Here is a 16,874-nt window from a genome sequence, read left to right as displayed (position 1 = left end):
ATGTCGATTGTCGGAGGGGGATTCCGACGGTCTGCCGGTGCCAACCGGCCACGGGGGTCGCAAGATGATGGTCGTTCATGCCGTCGCGGTCGGTGATTTTCGCCGGAAGCGAGCGGTCGACGCTGCCTGTTCGCCCTCCGGATCGATGAGTTCTGCCCTCCGCCGGCTTGCCGGCGACGCGGCGAGCCCTTGAGGAAGAACGCGGCGGCTCGAGCGCGACAGACGCTCATGGGCTGCCTTCGCTGAGAGGATGTCGACCATCATGTTCGATCAGACATTCGTGGAGTTGTCGCGCTGGCAGTTCGCCGCCACGGCAATGTACCACTTCATCTTCGTGCCGTTGACGCTGGGGCTCACCTGGCTGCTGGTCATCATGGAAACCGTCTATGTGATGACCGGCAAGGAAATCTACCGGGACATGACCAAGTTCTGGGGCAAGCTGTTCGGCATCAATTTCGCCCTGGGCGTCACGACCGGTCTCACCATGGAGTTCCAGTTCGGCACGAACTGGTCCTACTACTCGCATTATGTGGGCGACATCTTCGGTGCGCCGCTGGCCATCGAAGGTCTGATGGCCTTCTTCCTCGAATCGACGTTCATCGGCCTGTTCTTCCTCGGATGGGAGCGGCTTACCAAGCGGCAGCATCTGGCGGTCACCTTCCTGACGGCGATCGGCTCCAACCTGTCGGCCCTCTGGATCCTGGTCGCCAACGGCTGGATGCAGAATCCGGTCGGCTCCATCTTCTCGCCCGAGACGATGCGCATGGAGATGCAGTCGTTCGCCGAGGTGGTGTTCAATCCGGTGGCCCAGGTCAAGTTCGTCCATACCGTCGCTGCCGGCTACACCACCGCCTCGATGTTCGTGCTGGCCATTTCATCCTGGTATCTCCTGAAGGGGCGTGATGTCGCCTTCGCCAAGCGCTCGTTCGCCGTCGCTGCCGGCTTTGGCCTTGCCTCCTGCCTTTCGGTCATCGTGCTCGGCGACGAGAGCGGCTACGAACTCGGCGACGTGCAGAAGGTCAAGCTTGCCGCCATCGAGGGCGAGTGGGAGACCCAGCCGGCCCCGGCACCGTTCAACTTGATCGGTTTCCCCTCGCAGGAGGAAAAGGTCACCCACGGTGCGATCGAGATCCCCTATGCTCTCGGCCTCATTGCCACCCGGTCGCTCGACAAGCCGGTGCACGGCCTCAACGATCTCCGCAACGAGCATCTCGCCCGCATCCGTTCGGGCCAGGAAGGCTACGCGGCGATGATCAAGATCCGCGGCGGCGACACCACGCCTGAGACGCGCGCGGTGTTCGATGCGCATGCCAAGGACATCGGCTTCGGCCTTCTGCTGAAGCAGTTCGTCGAGGATCCGGCCACCGCCACCGAGGAGCAGATTCAAGCCGCTGCCGACAGCACCATTCCCAAGGTCTGGCCGCTGTTCTGGGCCTTCCGCTTCATGGTCGGCTTCGGCTTCATCATGCTGGTCGTCTTCGCGTCGGCCTTCTACGTCAGCGCCCGGCGCAGCCATGAGAAGAATCGCTGGTTGCTCAGGGCCGCGTTGTGGGCCTTGCCGTTGCCTTGGCTTGCCTGCGAACTTGGCTGGTTCGTCGCCGAGTTCGGCCGTCAGCCCTGGGCGATCGGCGAAGTGCTGCCGACCTTCCTCGGCACGTCGAGTCTCACCATCACCGACCTGATCTTCTCGTTGACCGGCTTCCTGGTGCTCTACACCGGCCTTCTGGTGATCGAGGTCTACCTGATGTTCAAGTTCGCTCGCCTCGGCCCGAGTTCGCTCGGTACCGGCCGCTACCACTTCGAAACTCAGATGCCGGAATCGATCCGCGTCGCAGCGGCAGAGTGAGGAAAGCACCATGTTCGATTATGAAATCCTGAAGTTCATCTGGTGGATTCTGGTCGGCGCCCTGCTGATCGGCTTCGCCATCACCGACGGCATGGACATGGGCGTGGGTTCGCTTTTGCCCTTCGTCGCCAAGACCGACGCCGAGCGGCGGATTGCCATCAACACCGTCGGCCCCCACTGGGACGGCAATCAGGTGTGGCTGATCACCGCCGGCGGCGCCATCTTCGCCGCTTGGCCCGCCGTTTACGCCGCTGCCTTTTCCGGCTTCTACATGGCGATGCTGCTCGTGCTGTTCGCCCTGTTCTTCCGGCCGGTTGGTTTCGATTACCGTTCGAAGCTCGACAATCCGAAGTGGCGTAACGCCTGGGACTGGGGGCTGTTTGCCGGTGGCGCCATTCCGGCGCTGATCTTCGGCGTCGCCTTCGGCAACCTGCTGCAGGGCGTGCCCTTCCGCCTGGACGAACTGCTGCGCGTTCATTACCAGGGTTCGTTCATCTTCGCCCTGCTGCCGCTGCTCAACCCCTTCGCGCTTCTGGCGGGGCTGATCTCGCTGGGCATGCTGGTCGCGCACGGCGCCATCTGGCTGCAACTCCGCGCTTCCGGAGAGGTGGCGGCGCGGTCGCGGGCGCTGGCGGTCCGGTTGTCGCCGGTCATCGCCGTGTTGTTTGCCGTCGCCGGGGTCTGGGTCTGGCTCGGCATCGACGGCTACCGCATCGTGTCGCAGCCGCCGCTCGATGCCATGCCCAACCCGCTCAACAAGCAGGTGGTGGTGGCGTCCGGCGCCTTGCTGGATATCTACACGACGATGCCAATTGCGATCCTGGCGCCGGTCATCGGCCTTCTGGGGCCGCTGCTGACGGCTCTCCTGGCAAAAGCCAATCGTCCCGGCTTCGCGTTCGTCACATCGGCACTCGGCCTGGCCGGCATCATCGGCACGGCCGGACTCTCGATGTTCCCCTTCGTGATGCCGTCGAGCCTCGATCCGAACTCCAGCCTGACCGTGTGGGACGCCACCTCCAGTCATCTGACGCTCAACGTCATGTTCTGGGCCGTGGTGATCTTCCTGCCGATCGTGCTCGCCTACACCGTTTGGTGCTACTGGCGGATGTGGGGGCGCGTCACGACGGAAGAGATTTCCGCCCGCTCGCACTCGGCCTACTGACTAAGGAGAACGGACAATGTGGTATTTTGCCTGGATCCTCGGTGTCACGGCGGCGGCCGCGATCGGCGTGATCAACGTCATGTGGTTCGAATTCCAGGACGGTCTCGACATCGACGCGTCCAAATGACACAGCCCGGCGCGGCGCCTCTCCGCCGCGCCACCGGGCCGGCACGGTTGTCCCGCCCCCGTGCCGGCCGTCTTTCCAATCGCGCCCAAGTGAAGGCCTCCGCCCTTGCGGTTCCGATCGGCGCGTGGCAATCCGGCTTGCCCCATTCGAAGCACCGGCCCGTTCTTTCCGCATGAGCAAACCCGAGACCCTTCTCGAAGACCTTTCGGCCAGCGTGCGAAAGGAAACGGCGCTTCTGCTTGCCGCTGCCGTTGCCGAAGGGCTGCTGGGGGTGGCCGCCGCCTTCATCACCGCCCGCGTCATAGATGCGGCGGTCTTTCGCGGCGCCGATCTTGCCGCCGTCCTGCCCGCGCTCGCTCAGCTTCTCGGCATCGCCCTTGTCAAGGCGGCCCTCGGCTATGCCGGCGCGCAGATCGGCTTCGCGGTGTCGGCACGGGCGCGAAAGAGCTTGTTCGCTAGGTTGCTCGATCATGTTGCGGCGCTGGGGCCGGTACGTCTCTCCGGCACCGCCACCGGCGACTTGGCAACCACGCTGACCGACGCCGTTTCCGGAATCGAGCCCTATTGGCGCCAATGGCTGCCGGCAACCGCCACGGTCGCCGTGTTGCCCGTCGCAATTCTTCTCGCCGTATTGCCGGTCGACTGGCGGTCGGCAGTGACCTTCGCGGTGACGTTGCCGCTGTTGCCCTTGTTCATGGTGCTGGCCGGACGGTCGGCCGAACGGGCCAACCAGCGGCAATGGGCGTCGATGGCGCGGCTCGGCGGCCATCTTCTCGACGCCGTTGCCGGTCTCGCCGATCTCGTGCTGCTCGGCGCGGCCAAGCGCGAGGTGGCTCTCGTCGCCCGGACGGCCGACGGCTATCGCCGCGAGACCATGAAGGTGCTGCGCCTCGCTTTCCTGTCGGCGCTGGTTCTCGAGTTCTTCGCCACAGTTTCCATCGCGGTGACGGCGGTGCTGATCGGGTTCCGCCTCCTGTGGGGCGAAGTCGCCTTTGTCGACGGTCTCACCGTGTTGTTGCTCGCGCCGCTGTTCTACGCGCCGCTCCGCACACTGGGCACCGAGCGGCATGCGCGCATGGAAGCGGTGGCCGCCGCCGAGCGGCTTGCCGATTTTCTGGCGCGGCCGGTGCCCGAGCGATCCGTCGGCGAACCGTTTGCCGCCAGAGGCGCGGTGTCCGTGCGCTTTGACAATGTCTCGGCCAGCTACGGCGGCGAACGTCTCGCCCTCGACGGCGTCAGTTTCGAGATCCGGCCCGGCGAGCAGGTAGCGATTGTCGGCGAGAGCGGCGCCGGCAAGTCGACGATCCTGTCGTTGATCGCCGGATTTCTGGAGCCCGTGGCGGGAACCATCCTCATCGGTGACCGTCCGCTTGCCTCGCTCGATCTTGCCGACGTCAGGCGCCGTATCGCCTTCCTGCCGCAGCGCGCCTTCCTGTTCGACGCATCCATCGCCGAAAACGTCGCCATGGGCCGGCCCGGCGATGTCGCGGCGGCGCTGAGGGCCGCACGTGCCGACGAGTTCGTGGGCCGCCTTCCCCATGGCGCGGACAGCCGGCTCGGCGAAGATGGCGCCGGTCTTTCGGGAGGGGAAGCACAACGGCTGATGCTCGCCCGCGCCTTCTTCGCCCCGGCTCCTCTGGTCCTGATGGACGAGCCGACCGCCCATCTCGACGCCGCCACCGAGGCGGCGGTGGGCGAAGCGATCGCCGCGCTGTCCGCCGGTCGGACACGCCTCACCATCGCCCATCGCCTCAAGACCGTGGAAGCCGCCGATCGGGTGCTGGTTCTCTCCGGCGGGCGGCTTGTCGAGGAGGGAAGGCCGGATGAGCTCAAGGCGCGCGGCGGCGCCTTTGCCGCCATGCTGGCGACCTTGGATGTTGGAGGCGCGGCGTGAGAGATCTGTTCCGTCTCCTCGGCCTCTATCGACGGCTTGTCGGATGGATCCTGCTGTCGATGTTGGTGTCGCTCGTGGCGACGCTCGCCAATGTCGGATTGATGGCGGTGTCCGGATGGTTCATCACCGCCATGGCGGCGGCTGGTCTTGCCGGCGTCACCATGAACTATTTCACCCCGGCGGCGATCATCCGGGGACTGGCCATCCTGCGGACCGGCGGCCGCTACATCGACCGGGTGACCGGCCATGAAGCGACCTTGCGCCTTCTCGCCGACACGCGCACCCATCTGTTCGCCAAGATGGTGCCGCTCGCTCCGGCCGCTCTCGACGATCTCCGCTCGGGCGACCTGCTCGCTCGCCTCAAGGCCGATATCGACCGTCTCGAGCTGACGTTCCTGCGACTCCTGTCGCCGTTGGCCGTCGCTTTGCTGACGCTCGCCGCCGTGGGGCTGGTGCTGTTTCTGCAAGATGGGCCGCTATCGGCCGGCGTCATCGCGGTTCTCGCCGGGTGCGGCCTTCTGGCCCCGGCGTTCGCCGCCGTGGCCGCGTCAGGCCCGGGCCGGGCGCTGACGGCACAGTCGGCCGATCTCCGCCGGCTGGTGGTCGACGATCTCTCCGGCCTGCTGCCGCTCATGGTCACTGGCGCCTTCGCCGAGCATCGCGACCGGCTTGTCCAGGCGATGGGCTCGCTCATCGAGGTCGAGCGCCGGCTGGCTCGCAGAGCCGCCTTCGGGCAAGCACTTGGACGGCTCTCCGGCGATCTGGCCCTGATCGTGGCGCTTGCCATAGGCGTGCCGCTCGTGGCCGCGGGCCGCATGGCCGGCCCGGATCTGGCGATGGCGGCACTCCTGTCGCTGTCGGCGGCTGAGGCGTTTATGGGGTTGCCGGCGGCCTTTCTCGGCGTCGCATCGACCCTCGCCTCGGCGCGCCGGCTGTTCGCAATCCTCGATCGCAAGCCGCCGGTCATCGAGCGCACCGATCCCAGGCCGATGCCCCAAGGGCGCGACATCAACTTCGATGGCGTGACGCTACGCTATCCGGGGGCTGTCCGGCCGGCGCTCGATGATGTGACACTCGACATTCCCGGCGGCTGTCACGTGGCGCTTGTCGGCGAAAGTGGCGCCGGCAAGTCGTCGGTGGTCGCCCTGCTCGCCAGGTTGCGCGATCCCGGCGCGGGCGAGATCCGACTCGGCGGCACGCCGCTCAAAGACCTCACGCTTGCAGACGTCCGCAAGACGATCGGCGTGGTGCCGCAGAAGCCGCATCTCTTCACCACGACGCTCGAAGACAATCTCCGCCTCGGCCGTCCGTCGGCCACAGCCGACGAGCTCGCCACCGTTCTCGATGTGGCCGGGCTCGCCGATTTTGTCGCCCGGTTGCCCGAGGGGCTCGCGACGCCGGTCGGAGTCGCGGGGGCGACGTTGTCGGGTGGCGAGGCGCGTCGCGTGGCCATTGCCCGCGTTCTGCTGCTCGATCCGGACATACTCGTTCTCGACGAGCCGGGCGAGGGTCTTGATCCCGAGACGGAAGCCGCCGTTCTCGATCGTGTGCTCGACCGGATGGCCGGCCGGACGGTCATCATGATCACCCATGCCCGCGCCGCGCTTCACCGTATGGACCGCGTCGTGCAACTCGACGGTGGCCGGATCGTCTCGAATCCCGCATCTTCTGCGGTCTGACGGAGAACGCGGCGCTTGTGCGCCCATCTCCACCATGCTAAGGGGCTGCGAACCTTTTGGGAGAGTTGCATGCTCTTCGGTCACGATCAGCGACGACGACGCGACGCACGCGCTTTTGAGCGCGCTTTCGCGTTTTCCTGCGTCTGATCGGTCGACCCCTCGGGGATTGCGGATCGATGGCGCCGCACCCCGCTTTTCCACGGTTCGACATGACCGCCATCGATCTCTCGCTTGTCCGCTCCATCGATACCTTCGCGCTCGAGGACGTCGTCTTTCGTCCCGAAGCGGCCGATGATGCCGCCGCCATCGACGCCATCCACGACGTGACCTTCGGCCCCGGCCGCTACAGCCGCACGGCGTTCCGTCTGCGTGAGGGCCATGCTCCCGACGGTCCGACGAGCCTTGTTGCCGTCTACCGGGGGAACGTCATCGGTTCGGTGCGGCTGACCGCGATCGTGGTGGGCGAAACGCCTGCGCTGTTGCTTGGTCCGCTCGCCGTGTTGCCGGCGCTCAAGAGCCTCGGCGTCGGCAAGGCGCTGATGCGGCTTTCCATGGAGGCGGCACGGCAGCGGCACCACAGGCTGGTCGTGCTGGTTGGCGATCTTCCCTATTACTGGCCGTTCGGTTTTCGCGTCGTGCCGGCGGGTCGACTGGAACTGCCGGGACCGGTCGATCCGGGCCGCTTGCTCTGGGCCGAATTGACGCCGGGCGCTTCCGACAGCGTCGCCGGCCCGGTCAGGGCAACCGGCCCGTCCGTCTGACCGAGCCGGCCGGTTACCGGCTTTCGCGCCACCAGAGGCCGCCTACGGCCAGCAACAGCAAGGCGCCGGCGAGCAGCCCCAGATAGACCGGCACGGTGTCGATGCCGGCGACCTCGTAAGTCTCCGACGCCTTGAACCCGATCCAACCGTCGCCCGAATAGGTGCCGGCGGCGGGGCGGCGCAGGGCAACCGTGGGAATGGCCAGTGGCCCCCCGGTTTCCTTCCTGAGCCGTACCGCCGCGCCGCCCGTCGCTTCGGCGATGGGACGGGCCGGCTCCACGGTCGAGACGAGCGCCCGGAACTCGCGCGGGTTGGCGGGGCCAACGTGGGCAAGCGCCGTGAGCGTGCCGTCGCTCGCCTTGTAAAGGCCGGGTAGTTGCGCTGCCAGCGTCGTGCCGAAACGACCGGGGGCGAGCGGTGCAAGGTCGACGATTCGCCGTTCGGAGCCGTCCGGGAATGTCACGGTCACCGGCTCGGCGGTGTCCTTCAACGTCCGCCGTTCGACAGTGAGGCGGCCGCCTTCCCCGGAAAGGCGAAGCGCCTCCTCCTCGAGCTCGGGCTCGCCCATCAGCCAGTGTGCGACGTTGCGCAATAGTTCGACATGCGGACCGCCGCCCTCGAAGCCGCGCGCCCACAGCCAGACCTGATCGCTGAGCAGCATGGCGACGCGGCCTTTGCCCTCTCGGGACAGAACGAGCAGCGGCTTGCCGTCCGGACCCGACATCAGCGCATCGCCGCGGCTTTCGCGAGCCTCGACCAGGCGGAACCAGCGCGACCAGCGCGGCGGATCGGTATCGCCGCCCGGCAGGCTCGCCGTGACAGGGTGGCGGGCGCCGAGCGGGGTGATGGCCGGCTTGAACGGCGTTTCGACAATGTTGCCGTCCGGGATGGCCGGCAGAAGGGGCGCAAGCGGACTGTCGTAGACGCTGTCGGCGTTGAGCGGATCGGGACCGGTCGCCATCAGCAGCGCCCCGCCGTCGGCGACGTAGCGGGCGATGTTGTCGAAGTAGAGAAGCGGCAGCACGCCGCGCTTCTCGTAGCGGTCGAAAATGATCAGGTCGAAATCGTCGATCTTCTCGTCGAACAGTTCGCGGGTGGGGAAGGCGATCAGCGACAACTCGTCGATCGGCGTGCCGTCCTGCTTTTCCGGCGGCCGCAGGATGGTGAAGTGGACGAGGTCGACCGACGCGTCGGACTTTAGAAGATTGCGCCAGGTGCGTTCGCCGGCGTGCGGTTCGCCCGATACCAGCAAAACGCGAAGCGCCTGGCGCACGCCGTCGATGACGGCGACCTCCGTGTTGTTGAGCGGCGAAATCTCGCCGGGGAGCGGCGGGGCTTCCACCTCAACGATGTTGTCGCCAGCGTGAGGTATGGCAATGTCGACGGTGCGCTCGTCGCCCGGCGCCATGGCGACCGTCGCCACGACCTCGCCGTCGCGACGCACCACCACCGGCACCGCCGCACCGTCGGGCGAGCGGCCGTCATCGACGAGTCGGAAGCTGAGGCTCTGCGTCGAGCGCACAAGAGCGAACTTCGGGCTTGAGGTCAGTTCGATGCGGCGGTCGTATTCGCCGGGATCGCCGGTGACCAGCACATGGACCGGCGCCGAGAAGCCAAGGCCTGCGACACTCGTCGGCACGTCGTGGATGCGGCCGTCCGTGACGAGCGCGACGCCGCCGATCCGGTCGGCGGGTACGTCGGAAAGCGCGCGTGCGACATCGGCGAAAAGGCGCGTGCCATCGGCGTTGTCGGTGGCGGCGGCCGGCACTTCGCGAAGTTCGACGCCCGAAAGACGGGACAGGCGCTCCTTGAGAGCCGCATAGGCGGCGTCGGTATCGGCCGGTCGACCGGCCAAAGCCTGCGAGGCGCTGCGATCGGCAACCAGTGCCACCACGGAGGGGAGGGCCTTGCGGTCCTCGGCGACCAGTTCGGGCCGCGCCGCGCCGAGCAGGAGCAGGGCAAGGGCAAGCGCCCTGAAGAGCACGCCCGGGCGGCGGCGGAAGGCCATCAGCGCGAGAACGGCGAGCGCCATGACGCCGCCGGCGACGATGACGGACACGGGCAGCAGGGGCGTAAAGGAAATCGACCAGATCATGATGGTCTCATTCCCCCAGCCGTTCGAGGAGGGCCGGTACGTGCACCTGGTCCGCCTTGTAGTTGCCGGTCAGGACATACATGACGATGTTGACGCCGGCGCGAAAGGCGAACTCGCGCTGGCGCGGGGAGCCCGGTACCAGGGGGTGCAGGAAAGCGCCACCGTCGTCGGCCGCCCAGGCGCCGGCAAGGTCATTGCCGGTGATCAGCAGCGGCGAGACGCCGTCGGCAGCTCGTACCGGACGCGCCTGGTCGCCCTCGTCCTCGACGTCATCGGGCGCCTCGACCCACAGGGGGGAGCCTTCGGTTCGGCCGACGAAGGCGCCAAGCAGGTAAAAGGACTTGGTGAGCACGTGGTCGGAGGGGACCGGCTCGAGAGGAGGCACGTCGATTGTCGACAGCATGTCGCGCAGCCGCATGGTGTTGGGCGAGGTGGTGGAGAAGTCGGCATCGTCGCGGCTGTCGAACAGCACGGTACCACCGTCTTTCATGAAGGTTTCGATGCGGCCCATGGCGGCGGCCGAAGGCATCGCCGCCGCCGCGTCGATGGGCCAGTAGATCAGCGGAAAGACCGACAGTTCGTCGTGTTCCGGATCGACGGCCATCGGCTCGCCCGGCTCCAGCGAGGAATGGGAGGCGATGAAGCGGGAAAGCGTGGACAGGCCTGCGCGGCTGGTATCGTCGATATCGGCTATGCCGGTCTCGACGTAGGCCAGCCGGGTGGTGGACAGCGCTTCCAGAAGGTGCTCGTCGTCGGCGGCATGGACGGGGCGCGGCATCAGGAGAATCAGGAGCCCGATCATCGCGACGGCCGCCGTCGGTCTGCGTCGCCTGAATCCCCCGGCGAGCGCGGTGACCGCGAGCCCGTCGATCAGAAGGAGCAGGAAGGCGAGGCCGAAAGCGAACGGCGACAGGTCGATCGCCGTTTCGGCGATGAGACCGATCCGGCGTACGCCCGGCGCCACGTCGGCAAGGTCGGGCGACGTGTAGGTCATGTCCGGCCTCATAGGATTGAGGGCTCGGAAGCCGTCGTCGCTCCCGTAGAGGCCCGGTGGCGTCGCACGCGAGGGGCGGATGGTCGCGATGTTCGATTCGCGGACGCCGGTGGCATCGGCCGTCGGCGCCGAGGCCCGGCCATAGCCGTCGAGAAGGGAGAGCGGAGGCAGCACGGTGTTGCCGCCCATCTCGCGCGTGCCGCCATCGGCCGCGCCGAGGGCTATGGTTCGGCGCAGCATGTCCACGAACACGCCGGATATCGGCAGGTTGGACCAGCGCGTGTCGGCGGTGACGTGGAACAGAACCAGCCAGCCAGCCCCGACGCGCGCGGCGGTGACCAGCGGCGTGCCGTCGGAAAGACTGGCCCAGGTCCTGTCTGCGAGGTCGACGCCGGGTTCGGCGAGCACCTGTCGGTTCACCGTCACGTCGCCGGGCACCGCGAGGCCCGCATAGGGTCCGTTGTCGGAGAAGCTGCCCAGCGACTGGGGTTGGCTCCACGACAGGGAGCCGCCGAGGGCCCGGTCGCCACGACGAAGCGGAGTCGGCACTTCGGTCTCGTCTGATGCGGCCAGTCGCGGCCCGGCGAAGCGAACGAGCACGCCGCCTTTTTCCATGAAAGCGTGGGCGAGCGAAGCCTCACCCGTACCGAGACGACCGACGTCGGCGACCAGAATGGCGGTCGGCCGCGTTTCGATCGCCGCCTTGAAAGCGTCCGCGAGCGCGCCCTGGCTGGGAACGGTCACTTCGGCAAACGGTGCGAGCGCTTTTTCAAGGAAGTATTCGGGCGCGATCAGCGGTCGAGCCGCGTCGCTGCCGGTCGCGGTGACGATGGCGACCGACCGGCGGCGCCAACGATCGTCAAGGAGATGAACACCGAGCGCCGAGTTGACGCCCGTCACTTCGGCGCGGGCGATGTCGTTGCGAATTTCGAGCGGCAGCTCGAAGCGGACGTCGCCTCTGGCAGCGCCGCTGGCCAAGGCAAATGCGCGTTCGTCGAGAAGCCGCCCCTTGCGATCGAGGAGGCGGAGTTTTCCGTCCTCCGGTGCGCCGGCTTCCGGCCGCCTGAGATGAACGGAGACGGCGGTACCGTCCTGCTCGACCGCCTCAATGGCCACGGGAGTGGGGCGGCTGGAAACGGCAAGCGTCATCGGTGCGCTGCTCGAAAGGCGTGCGAGACCGGCGAGGAAGTCATGCGCCGTGCCGTCGTCACCCGGCTCGGGCAGGGCGACGATCTCGCCCGGCGGCGTCGCGGCGGCCAGGCGGGTGAGGGCGGGCAGCAACGGAGCCCGATCCGGCAGGGTCGGGCGCGGCACAAGGGCGTTGATGCGCCGGAGCGCTTCGGTTGCCGTCGTCTGCGCACCGATGCCGTCCGGCCCGTCGGCCGTGGCGACCAGCAGCACCGGCCGTCCGGCGTCATCGGCTTCCGAGAGAATGGCGGCTGCGGTGGCGCGGCGCTCCGGCCAGTCGGGCGCGGCGCTGGCGCCGTTGTCGATGACGAGCCATAGCGGACCCTGGCCGCGGACGGTCCGCTCGGCCGGCTGGAGGACCGGGCCGGCGACCGCCAGCACGATCAGGCCGGCGATCGCAAGGCGCAGGGCGATCAGCCACCAGGGCGTACGGACCGGCGTCTCCTCGTCGCGCTTCGGACGGATGATCAGAGCAAGCGGCGGGAACAGGCGCGTCACCGGGCGCGGCGGTGTCGCCTTCAGGAGCCACCAGATCGCCGGCAGGGCGAAGAGACCGAGGAGGGCCAGCGGTGCGGCGAAGGAAAGGCCGCTCATGCTCCCCCTCCTTCGGGTGCCGAGAGCTGACCGCAGAGGGCGATCAACGTCTCGGTGGCCGGTCGATCCGTCCGTGCAAGCGTATGGCTCCAGCCGGGTCGGCAGGCGGCGACGAGACGCGCGCGATGCTCGGCCCGGCTGGCGAGGTAGGTCTCGCGCCAGGCCTCGGCGCGGCCGGCCGTCAGGCGGGCGCCGGTTTCGGGGTCGACGAAATCGACGCGCCCGGCAAAGGGAAAGGTTTCCTCGACCGGGTCGGCGATCTCGACCAGATGCACGCGGCTTTCGAGTGTCGCAAGGTCGGCAAAAAGCGAATCGCGCTTTGCCGGCGCTCCGAGAAAGTCGGAGATGAGCACGGCGTCGTCGCGGCGGCGCATGGCTGTCGGCGCGCGGCTGGCGTCGACCGAACCAAGCCGGGCGAGCTTCATGGCGATCACTTCGGCGCCATCGCGCCTTGTAGTCGGCTCGGCGTCGCCGACGATGCCGACGCGTTCGCCGGCACGCGCCAACAGCTCGGCAATCGACAGGGCGAGGGTGAGCGCGAGGCTGCCCTTGCTGGTGTTGGCGAGTTCCGAGCGGAAGTCCATGGATGAGGTGAGATCGACCCAGAGCCAGACGGTATGTGCGTTTTCATGTTCGCGCTCGCGCACGTAGAGCGTCTCGTCGCGGGCCGACCGTCGCCAGTCGATGCCACGCATGGATTCTCCGGACAGAAACGGACGAAATTGCCAGAAGTCTTCTCCCGGTCCGGCCCGTCGGCGTCCGTGCCAGCCGGCGGCGACCGTCGCTGCCACGCGCCGTGCCTCGATCAGGAGGTCGGGCAAGGCGGCGGCAAGACTGCGCGCAGCGGCGACGCCTTCCGGCGCCAGGGCATCTTGCCCCACCATACTCAGATCACCTTTGCGAGGATGAGACCGATGACCTCGGCGACGGCGCGGCGGCGGGCACGCGCCTCGAAGGTGAGCGCCATGCGATGCTTCAATACCGGCACCGCGAGAGCGGCGACATCGTCGAGCGACGGCGCATAGCGACCGGTCATGAGCGCGCGGGCGCGAACGGCCAGCATCAGCGACTGCGCGGCGCGGGGACCGGGCCCCCAGGCGATGTCACGAGCCGCTTCCGGAACGAGATCGGCACCGGGGCGGGCGCTGCGCACCAGATCGAGAATCGCCTCGACGATCCGCTCGCCAACCGGCATGCGGCGAACCAGCGCCTGCAGCGCCTGCAGTTCGCCGTCGGCGAGCAATCGTTCGGCCGTCGCTTCGGCGTGGCCCGTGGTCTCTATGAGAATGCGGCGCTCGGTGTCGCGGTCCGGATAATCGAGGTCGATCTCCAGCAGGAAGCGGTCGAGCTGCGCTTCGGGCAGCGGATAGGTGCCTTCCTGTTCCAGCGGGTTCTGCGTCGCCAGAACGTGGAACGGTGCGGGAAGGTCGTGGCGGACACCGGCGACGGTGACGTGATGCTCCTGCATGGCCTGCAGGAGAGCGGATTGGGTGCGCGGGGAGGCGCGGTTGATCTCGTCGGCCATGACGAGCTGGGCGAACACCGGCCCATGAATGAAGCGGAAGGAACGACTGCCATCGGCCGCCTGATCCAGCACTTCCGAGCCAAGAATGTCGGAGGGCATCAGATCGGGCGTGAACTGGATGCGCCGCTCGCTGAGACCGAGGACGACGGCAAGCGTTTCGACCAGCTTGGTCTTGGCAAGGCCGGGCACGCCGACGATCAGGCCGTGGCCGCCGGAGAGCAACGTCACCAAAGCCGCCTCGACGGCCGCCTCCTGTCCGAAGATGACGCGGGCGATGGCGGCGCGCACGGCCGAAAGCCGCGCGAAGGCGGCATCCGCCTCGGCAACGGCGTCGTGTGCCGTCTTGATCTCTGCGTCCATCGCGGGCTGCTCCTTCTTTCTTCCTCAGTCGCCGACAGGACCCCGGTCGCCGGCATCATCTGGTACCGAAACCCGCCTTCACGGCTTCTTGTTTCCGCCGCGGCCTCAGGCGGTCTTACGCCCAGCGGTAAGTTTGACATCTCCCGCCGCGCGGCGCATCACCTTTCGGCAATGGTGCCGGATCTGGTTTCAACCCATGAGGCAAGCAAAATCAAGGCAGGCGGGACCGGCCGGGAGGCGAGGGTGATCTCGGAGGAAGTGGGGCCGGCCGAAGTTCTTGCCCGGGCCGGCCGTATGAGGCCGCTCTCGACCGCCGGTGCGCTACTCGCTTCCGGCGAGGGAAGGGTGGCCGCCAGTCTGATGGCCTCCACCCAGCCGCTGCGTGACGCCGCCGTTCTGATCGGCCTCGTCGGGCGGCAGGACGCTCCCGGCCTCGATCTCATAATGATCCGGCGGACCGAGGGGCTTCGTGTTCATTCCGGCGAGGTGGCACTGCCCGGCGGCAAGATCGAACCGGACGACGCGTCGCTCGTCGAGGCCGCCTTGCGCGAAGCGGAGGAAGAGGTCGGTCTCGATCGGTCGGTCGTCAAGCCTGTCGGCTTGCTCGCACCCTATCCGACGCCGTCCGGCTTTCGCGTCTTCCCGGTGATCGGCCTCGTCGGCGGCGCGCCGGCTCTGGTGCCCAACCCCGGGGAGGTGGCCGAGGTGTTCTCGGTGCCGCTCGATTTCGTACTCGACCCCGGCAACCACCGCGAGGAATACTTCGAACACGCGAGCGGACGCCGGCACTTTTTCTCGCTGCAATACGGCCGCCATCGCATCTGGGGCGTGACCGGCAATATCCTGCGTCGCTTTTACGAGGAAGTCTTCCGATGAGCCTTCCCGCCTCGATCGCCGGCGCGCCGTTTCTGGATGATCCCGCCTTCCGGCGCGTGATCGCCGCGATCGAGATGGACGGCGATCGGGCTCGCGTCGTGGGTGGGGCGGTTCGCAACACCCTGATTGGCGCGCCCGTCGACGATGTCGATATAGCGACCACCGCCAAGCCCGAAGTGGTCGCCTCCAGGGCGACGGCCGCCGGTCTCAAGGCGGTGCCGACCGGGATCGCACACGGTACCGTGACGGTCGTTTCGTCCGGACGGCCGTTCGAGGTGACGACGCTCAGGACCGATGTCGAAACCAACGGCCGGCATGCCGTCGTCGCCTTCACTCGTGACTGGGCCAGCGATGCCGGGCGACGCGATTTCACGATGAACGCCATCTATGCCGATGCCGACGGCTGTCTGCATGATCCGGTCGGCGGCATTGTCGATGCTCTTGCCGGACGCGTCCGCTTCATCGGCGATCCTGCCGAGCGAATCGAAGAGGACTATCTCCGCATCCTGCGTTTCTTTCGCTTCCATGCCCGCTATGGGCGTGGCGCCCTCGATCCAGCCGGGCTTGAAGCGGCCGTCGCCCTTCAGGATGGAATCGAGCGGCTGTCACGGGAGCGAATCGGTACGGAGATGCGCAAGCTGGTCACGGCCGGCGGCGCGGTGGCGGCTCTCTCCATCATGGACGAGACAGGCATTCTTGCTCGGATCCTGCCGGGTGGCAGTGTTCTGGCCCGTCTTGCGACCATGATCGGTTTGTCGGAGCGGTATGGCGTGCCACTCGGCCTTGAGGCGCGTTTCGCCGGGCTTGCCGCCGATCGGCAGGCGCTTGCCGGGGCGTTGCGCCTGTCGGGGCGGGAGGACAAGCGGATAGAGGCCATCGTTCATTGGGGCGATCGGCTCGCGGCTCGAATGGATGAGGCAACCGTTCGCCTCGTGGTGGTTCGCGCCGGCAATGAAGTGGCCTCCGCCGCGCTGCTCTTCGCCGCGGCCGAACGAGGATGCGATCCGAAGACCGATCTCGCTCTCGTCGCCCGCGATTTCCGCCCCCCGGAATCGCCGGTGACGGCCGCCCGTCTTATGGCGGAAGGCTATGCGCCGGGACCGGCGCTCGGTGCCGAACTGCGCCGCCGCGAGGCAGCCTGGATCGCCGCCGGCTGCCCGGCCGAGTTCAAACTCGCCCCTTGAGGCGAGTGTGCCGGGCCTTTCGGAGCCCGGCAGAAATTTTCTGGATTTTTTCAGGCGTAAGGAGCGTCCATGACGGTTTTTTGACCGTTTGGACAATCGCTAACTCCCTGTAATTCGGCGGTTATGCCGAATTATGGATGTTTTTCGTCTGTCGGCGAAGATGGTGTTGACAGGGCAAGAATGTCCCCCTATAAGCACGTTCATCGACGGCGGCGCTGCAGCGACGTGGTGCCGGCGAGTTTCTGTTGCCTGAAGCTGGTGTTAAACTGGCGGTCTGAGGTGGCGGGTTTGAGGGGCTGGTTCTCCTCGGTTCTTTGACAAGTGAATAGGAAGAAAGAGAAACGTGGCCGGCGCTTAGGGCTCGTCGGTACGGGATCTGTCCTTCGGGATAGGGTCGTACCAAGAAGAGCTAAAGAACCGGGTTTACGTTTCTTGAATAAGGACCGTTTTGGTCTTGCCCGCGAGGGTAGGATTGGAATGGACCTCGTCAAGTGAACTTGTGAATTCGGGAAAGAACTCTTGAACATGAGAGTTTGATCCTGGCTCAGAACGAACGCTGGCGGCAGGCTTAACACATGCAAGTCGAACG

12 protein-coding genes and 1 rRNA gene are annotated in these 16,874 nt (G+C 67.1%); 9 read left to right on the top strand and 4 right to left on the bottom strand.

The genetic code is table 11. The annotated features are described in order from the left end of the window. Positions 1-262: 262 nt before the first annotated feature. From QQZ18_RS06460 to QQZ18_RS06435, 6 genes are all read left to right on the top strand, one after another. Complete coding sequence (locus QQZ18_RS06460; RefSeq protein WP_284539261.1) at positions 263-1,846, top strand: cytochrome ubiquinol oxidase subunit I; 1,584 nt, start codon at positions 263-265, stop codon at positions 1,844-1,846. Positions 1,847-1,856: 10 nt separating this feature from the next. After that, a complete protein-coding gene (gene cydB / locus QQZ18_RS06455) occupies positions 1,857-3,008 on the top strand; it encodes a cytochrome d ubiquinol oxidase subunit II (RefSeq protein ID WP_284539259.1) in 1,152 nt (383 codons plus the stop codon). A gap of 16 nt (positions 3,009-3,024) precedes the next feature. Then, complete coding sequence (gene cydX / locus QQZ18_RS06450) at positions 3,025-3,135, top strand: cytochrome bd-I oxidase subunit CydX (protein ID WP_026791399.1); 111 nt, start codon at positions 3,025-3,027, stop codon at positions 3,133-3,135. A 172-nt stretch (positions 3,136-3,307) separates the two neighbouring features. Continuing rightward, positions 3,308-5,029 (top strand): thiol reductant ABC exporter subunit CydD, encoded by a 1,722-nt coding sequence (cydD, locus tag QQZ18_RS06445; RefSeq protein WP_284539255.1) that lies wholly within the window; start codon positions 3,308-3,310, stop codon positions 5,027-5,029. Further along, positions 5,026-6,708, top strand: coding sequence for a thiol reductant ABC exporter subunit CydC (gene cydC / locus QQZ18_RS06440; RefSeq protein ID WP_284539253.1), 1,683 nt, complete (start codon positions 5,026-5,028; stop codon positions 6,706-6,708). The genes cydD and cydC overlap by 4 nt, the downstream gene beginning before the upstream one ends. 176 nt (positions 6,709-6,884) lie before the next feature. Further along, positions 6,885-7,469: a GNAT family N-acetyltransferase gene (locus tag QQZ18_RS06435; RefSeq protein ID WP_284539251.1), complete on the top strand. Its 585-nt coding sequence runs from the start codon at positions 6,885-6,887 to the stop codon at positions 7,467-7,469. A gap of 13 nt (positions 7,470-7,482) precedes the next feature. Here the strand turns inward: QQZ18_RS06435 and QQZ18_RS06430 are convergent, their stop codons facing one another. From QQZ18_RS06430 to QQZ18_RS06415, 4 genes are read right to left on the bottom strand one after another with little or no spacing between them, the layout of a single operon-like run. Continuing rightward, the gene (locus QQZ18_RS06430; protein ID WP_284539249.1) at positions 7,483-9,564 is read right to left on the bottom strand and encodes a hypothetical protein; all 2,082 of its coding nucleotides are present in this window, start codon (positions 9,562-9,564) and stop codon (positions 7,483-7,485) included. 7 nt (positions 9,565-9,571) lie between these two features. Continuing rightward, the gene (locus QQZ18_RS06425) at positions 9,572-12,340 is read right to left on the bottom strand and encodes a DUF4159 domain-containing protein (protein ID WP_284539247.1); all 2,769 of its coding nucleotides are present in this window, start codon (positions 12,338-12,340) and stop codon (positions 9,572-9,574) included. Further along, positions 12,337-13,224 (bottom strand): DUF58 domain-containing protein, encoded by an 888-nt coding sequence (locus QQZ18_RS06420; RefSeq protein ID WP_284539245.1) that lies wholly within the window; start codon positions 13,222-13,224, stop codon positions 12,337-12,339. Before QQZ18_RS06420 ends, QQZ18_RS06425 begins: the two co-directional genes overlap by 4 nt. A 2-nt stretch (positions 13,225-13,226) precedes the next feature. Beyond that, a complete protein-coding gene (locus QQZ18_RS06415) occupies positions 13,227-14,225 on the bottom strand; it encodes an AAA family ATPase (RefSeq protein WP_284539243.1) in 999 nt (332 codons plus the stop codon). Positions 14,226-14,468: 243 nt separating this feature from the next. On the opposite strand from QQZ18_RS06415, the gene QQZ18_RS06410 reads away from it, so the two are divergent. The 3 genes from QQZ18_RS06410 to QQZ18_RS06400 form a co-directional block, all read left to right on the top strand. Continuing rightward, on the top strand, positions 14,469-15,101 hold the full coding sequence (locus QQZ18_RS06410) for an NUDIX hydrolase (protein ID WP_284539242.1): 633 nt from the start codon (positions 14,469-14,471) through the stop codon (positions 15,099-15,101). Beyond that, positions 15,098-16,285, top strand: coding sequence for a CCA tRNA nucleotidyltransferase (locus QQZ18_RS06405; RefSeq protein ID WP_284539240.1), 1,188 nt, complete (start codon positions 15,098-15,100; stop codon positions 16,283-16,285). The genes QQZ18_RS06410 and QQZ18_RS06405 overlap by 4 nt, the downstream gene beginning before the upstream one ends. Positions 16,286-16,806: 521 nt before the next feature. Beyond that, positions 16,807-16,874, top strand: a 16S ribosomal RNA gene (locus tag QQZ18_RS06400); the annotation flags it as partial.

The organism is Pleomorphomonas sp. T1.2MG-36 (genome assembly GCF_950100655.1).
GTDB lineage: Bacteria > Pseudomonadota > Alphaproteobacteria > Rhizobiales > Pleomorphomonadaceae > Pleomorphomonas.
The sequence above is the reverse complement of the archived record's forward strand: the minus strand, read 5'-3'. Positions and strand labels throughout refer to the sequence as shown.

What these genes read in the sequence shown, in the direction of transcription:
- QQZ18_RS06415 (WP_284539243.1), bottom strand. Translation starts at nt 14,225, where the DNA reads ATGGACGCAGAGATCAAGACGGCACACGACGCCGTTGCCGAGGCGGAT.
- QQZ18_RS06460 (WP_284539261.1), top strand. Translation starts at nt 263, where the DNA reads ATGTTCGATCAGACATTCGTGGAGTTGTCGCGCTGGCAGTTCGCCGCC.
- cydB (WP_284539259.1), top strand. Translation starts at nt 1,857, where the DNA reads ATGTTCGATTATGAAATCCTGAAGTTCATCTGGTGGATTCTGGTCGGC.
- cydD (WP_284539255.1), top strand. Translation starts at nt 3,308, where the DNA reads ATGAGCAAACCCGAGACCCTTCTCGAAGACCTTTCGGCCAGCGTGCGA.
- QQZ18_RS06435 (WP_284539251.1), top strand. Translation starts at nt 6,885, where the DNA reads ATGGCGCCGCACCCCGCTTTTCCACGGTTCGACATGACCGCCATCGAT.
- QQZ18_RS06420 (WP_284539245.1), bottom strand. Translation starts at nt 13,224, where the DNA reads ATGGTGGGGCAAGATGCCCTGGCGCCGGAAGGCGTCGCCGCTGCGCGC.
- QQZ18_RS06405 (WP_284539240.1), top strand. Translation starts at nt 15,098, where the DNA reads ATGAGCCTTCCCGCCTCGATCGCCGGCGCGCCGTTTCTGGATGATCCC.
- cydX (WP_026791399.1), top strand. Translation starts at nt 3,025, where the DNA reads ATGTGGTATTTTGCCTGGATCCTCGGTGTCACGGCGGCGGCCGCGATC.
- QQZ18_RS06430 (WP_284539249.1), bottom strand. Translation starts at nt 9,564, where the DNA reads ATGATCTGGTCGATTTCCTTTACGCCCCTGCTGCCCGTGTCCGTCATC.
- QQZ18_RS06425 (WP_284539247.1), bottom strand. Translation starts at nt 12,340, where the DNA reads ATGAGCGGCCTTTCCTTCGCCGCACCGCTGGCCCTCCTCGGTCTCTTC.